Here is a 4,590-nt window from a genome sequence, read left to right on the forward strand (position 1 = left end):
GGAACGAGTCTGCCTCCTCCGTCACTTTCGGATTACCCCAAATGTCGTAGTCATAGGTACTCAACAAGGTTTGGTCCATAAGTCTAGCCCTGTCTCTACAAGCTCACAACGTTGCCCCTATCCAATTTTGCTAATGATATTTTGGTACGCTGCCCTACTGTTGATTACCCTCAATTCTGGAAAATAAATACGATGAAACCCTAGGAGATTATTATGGTATCTGACCATAATCCCTTTGTTCGTATAACTTCTCCTTCAAAAAAGAAACCTTGAAAGGCATGAAGCCAATCAAGGTCGACATTATTTATTCTTCACATACTTGGATAATCTCTTTAGGAACTGGCTCAAAAACCAATACTTCCGGTTTAGGATAGGGTTTCTTTCCTTGGTATTCATCAAGTGTCATCAAACCATCCCAATACAGTTTTATCCAGTATTTTATACTTTCTCCTGTATCAAAATTAAGTGCTTCCTCATCCTTATCCTTCAAATCCTCATAAAACGCTTGGTCATAAATGGATAAAGAAATATCCCCATCAAAGACTAAGATTTTATTTGTAAATTCAGGAAAGAAAAATGACCTTGTAAACCGATTAACCATATCAACACCGATTGCTTGTCTGAAATCAACCCAAATCGATTGTTTGATTTTGTTCTATGATTTATCCCCTCCGACGTTATCACTTCCCGGGAAACATAATGCTCATGACCTTCGGGCAAGTAAGCATGATACAGCATCTCGTTCATCTTATCACCACCCAAATTTATTTTCTTGGAACATATGAGAAACAGGAAATTTTTGAAGGGTCATCTAAGTTTTCAAAGACTCGATGACTCCCTGTCTGAGTGTCAGGTGTACTAATGTTCCCATCAAACTCTTTATTATACTTGGTTATTCTTTGTGTATTAGGGTTATTAGGATTTGGCCAGATTGAATATGCTTTATCAAGATTAGTCATGGTTTCTCGTCTCAATTTCCCAACGTCAAGATCTTTATCATATTGAGAACGATTTGGAGTTTTGGCCTGCTTGGGTCATACATATGCTTTTCAGAGTGTGGGTTAACAAAATCATTAGGATTGCTCCCCCACCCGGCATTGTAGGAACAAGAGCATTACCAATTCGCTCAGCCCCGCCTTGGCTGTACTATATTTTATATTTTGTAGACCATTCCTGGAATATAATTAATAATTCTTCCAGGTTATTACTTCCACCTCTTCCTTTAAAGATATTATCGCTAACACTACAATAAACCCAATCAACATTGGTACGTTCAATATCTAGGATTTGAAAATCCTTATCCTCTAACCATGTTCCCTCTAGAAAAATATCAACAGCCCAACCAGGATTATCAAGTGTCACAATGCTAATACCCTTGCTATGCTCCCAATCTCCATCACAATTTTCTAAGTACCAATTTTCTAACCATTTCAGAATATTCAATTTCACACCTCTTTACGGTATCTCCCAAGGCTCAGGTGGTCTAACCCCACCTGGAGTCGAAGGATCGTGTACATGTGGATTGGGAACATCTTGTTTTGTAGCTTTATTAAAATGACCATCACCAGTACCATCATAACGTTTTTCAGTTTCCCATGGATTGGGATTTTTCGGATTGGTTTGCTGCTTAAATGTTTCATAATTTTTTACTTCCCCGGTCTTCGGGTCTCTATTGAGTACAGAATGATCTCCTGTAGCTTCAGGATCAGGTTTAAGTTTATTTTTTGATCTGCCTGAGTTCCCCTCACTCAACTGATAAGCCGCATCTCCTGCATTTTTCGCAGCTCTAACGGCTACCGTTGAGGTATATGAAGCTGCTGCGGCCGTTACAGGAACTGCCACTGCAGCAGCAGTTCCCCCACTTCCTACTGTGACTGCAGTACCTCCACCTACAGTAGCCGCGGTAGCAACGCCTGATGCAACTGATGTCACTACATGACCAGCAAGATTTCCTGATAGATAGTCCGTGTTGGAACCACCAAATACCTTAACACCTGTTAGATCTTCAGAGACTGCATCTACAGCGCCTTTGATGATATCCCTAAACTTATGTCCGCTCGGGTCCACATAAATCAGCGGGTTATTCACCACATCAATATATGGGTTCTGGCTGTCCGGGTGATTGATCCGTCCTTCCCATGTATCTTCGGTAATGAACCGCGAGTCTGCTTACGAAGCCTTCATGGAAGAACTGTCGCACTTAGCTTGAGAATCCGTCTTATAATAAAAACAGGGCCTGAGGGAGTTGCCTTCCAGGCCCGTTCATTATTACAATAAAACTAATTAATTACTATATATTAACACGAAGTCCTTATTCTAATTATATTCTATTAAAAGATTAAAAGATTTTTTCAATAAGACGAGATGTTACTGTGGGTCCATAGTCTTGAGGAAAAATATACAGAGTAATAATCAAGGAAATAAATACTGTTATTACCCATATAAAAGTTTTTGTTGCGAAACTTTTCTTGAGTGAGAAATGGTTGGCTACTAGAAACATACTTATATTAATTAGATATATGATTGGAATAGCAATAATTATTCCTAAGCCCGTTTTAGGATAATAATAATACAATATAAATAAAAGTATAGTACTGGGTAAAACTGAAAGAAAAACTCTCACTAAAGAACCTGCTGTCCTCATATAACACCTCTTTATATGTTTATTTTTACTCCCATTTAGGCAGCCCACCATGGCTCTCTAAACGAAGGGGTAATGTACTGGTCCCAAACACTAATATTGCTGTGCATGTAGGAGTGATTTCCTATCCAATCGAAAAATCGCGATTGTGGTTGATCTCTTATGTTGTATAACATTAAGGTGAAGTCCGACTGAACTGCTAAGTTGATAGTCATTTCGTACTGGTGTAGCTGTAGTAACTAGAGTGCCGACTTTTACGTTAAGACTAGCCAAGTAATTCGCTATTATTATTGCAACGTTTCCACCGTGACTGTGTCCTATTAACTTAATGGGATCTGAATAGCCCTAGTGGCATTATCATTCACTAATCCATTTCCATACGTAATCTTATCAAGCACACTGCCAGAGTATACGTAAGTGGCCTGCGTACTTTCCCCCCGCGGAAGCATTGGCTTTGAAGCTCACTTTAGTCAGACGGTTATCATCATCATACGCATACAGAGTAATTGCCCCAAAGGGATCGGTCATCTTCGTCCGATTCCCGGCATTATCGTATTCGTACTGAATCGTTTTGCCGCCGGTTGTGTTGATACTGGGTGGTGCCCGTCTCGTCGGTCATCGACTTACGCAATCCTTTCTTGTAATACGTGAACATGGCGGTTACTGCACTGCCGACGGAACCGTAATTCCAGCCGGCAAGCTGGTTGCGCTCGCCATTCGTATGCTGGGCAGGATTGCCGAGACGGTCGGTTCCATCTGTCAAATTGCCGTTGTCGTCGTAACCGTACGCCGCGTCATTCTTGGGCTTACAACTTACCCAGTTCGTTTTTACAACAAGTTTGTTGTAAATGCAAAAAGGTCCTGCAAAGAATAGAGCAGGACCCTGGATGAATAGTTTTAACTACCTTGATGGATTACGTTCGCTACGAGATTGATAAAAGGCAATTCCCCATACCACAATCAATAGTGGTATAAAAATGTAACCAGGTAGACTTACTCGGTCTCCCGTAATCAAGGACATCACTAGCATGACCGCAAAGATCCCGATTGTGTACAGTATTCCGCGCCCAAAAGTTTTCAATCGAATTCCCTCCTCAAAGTCGTTTTGTTTTCTTAAATAATCCACTCGACCGGTGCCCCTTTTGAGGGCACATCCTTAATATTCAGTGACTTATGACGACGATAATAGGCAACTTTTCTTTGCCCCCCTTTTTCATATATGATTTGAAAGTAAATACCACCCACCTTATCTTCTTTAAATGGAGTGCTTTTCACGTCAATTCTATTAATTTCAATAACCTCCCCTCCCAAAGACTCGATTTTATTATGAACCTCTTTTTCAACGATACTATTCCAGCTATTATCAATAAAAAAGTAGGCAATAACTCCCAAGATAACAATGCCCACGATAATATTAACCTTTGCGTTTTTCAAATATTCTTAGCACCTCCATTCAATTAATAGTTTTACCAAAGATCTATAAGTTCTTTATTATAGTTTGCAGATACTTTTGTAGTAGAACCTAGACCCGTATTTGTTTTTGGAGTTCCGACCCCTGTTCTGATTTCACCTGATATTTCATAATTATTAAAATCGTAAAAATCACCTGAGGCTCCAACTGAATGTCCACCACCTACATCAACATCGTAATCACCTTTTACAGTTCCTGATTTATTTGAAGTATCTCCTTTACTATAAGTTCCTCCTACTCCTGCTGAAGCCTCGACCCCAATATTGCCCGAAAGACTCGCTTCCGCACTAAAGGTTACCTCACCTGAAGTATTAATCTTCAATTCTACGCTGGCGCCTGCAAAAAAATCCGCACTCGCTTCTAAGCTGAAATATCCTTCAGCCTTTAACCCACTCGGATCCACATACCTCAGCGGATTATTCACCACATACACATACGGATTCTGACTATCCGGATGGTTTATCCGGCCTTCCCAGGT

6 protein-coding genes are annotated in these 4,590 nt (G+C 40.3%); all 6 read right to left on the reverse strand.

Annotated elements, in window-relative coordinates:
• Positions 1–304: 304 nt before the first annotated feature.
• Positions 305–601 carry a phosphoribosylamine--glycine ligase gene (locus tag RBI05_RS19145; protein ID WP_310552207.1) on the reverse strand — a complete coding sequence of 99 codons (297 nt, stop codon included), beginning with the start codon at positions 599–601 and terminating at the stop codon, positions 305–307.
• A 545-nt stretch (positions 602–1,146) separates the two neighbouring features.
• Positions 1,147–1,443 carry an immunity 53 family protein gene (locus RBI05_RS19150; protein ID WP_150459876.1) on the reverse strand — a complete coding sequence of 99 codons (297 nt, stop codon included), beginning with the start codon at positions 1,441–1,443 and terminating at the stop codon, positions 1,147–1,149.
• A 12-nt stretch (positions 1,444–1,455) separates the two neighbouring features.
• The gene (locus RBI05_RS19155; RefSeq protein ID WP_310552209.1) at positions 1,456–2,088 is read right to left on the reverse strand and encodes a hypothetical protein; all 633 of its coding nucleotides are present in this window, start codon (positions 2,086–2,088) and stop codon (positions 1,456–1,458) included.
• A 1,100-nt stretch (positions 2,089–3,188) separates the two neighbouring features.
• The gene (locus RBI05_RS19160) at positions 3,189–3,404 is read right to left on the reverse strand and encodes a hypothetical protein (protein ID WP_150459878.1); all 216 of its coding nucleotides are present in this window, start codon (positions 3,402–3,404) and stop codon (positions 3,189–3,191) included.
• Between the two features lie 350 nt (positions 3,405–3,754).
• Complete coding sequence (locus tag RBI05_RS19165) at positions 3,755–4,075, reverse strand: hypothetical protein (protein ID WP_150459879.1); 321 nt, start codon at positions 4,073–4,075, stop codon at positions 3,755–3,757.
• 32 nt (positions 4,076–4,107) lie between these two features.
• Positions 4,108–4,590 (reverse strand): RHS repeat-associated core domain-containing protein (locus RBI05_RS19170; RefSeq protein ID WP_310552210.1); only part of this gene is annotated, 483 nt, incomplete at its 5' end.

The organism is Paenibacillus glufosinatiresistens (assembly GCF_031470375.1).
GTDB lineage: Bacteria > Bacillota > Bacilli > Paenibacillales > Paenibacillaceae > Paenibacillus_AQ > Paenibacillus_AQ glufosinatiresistens.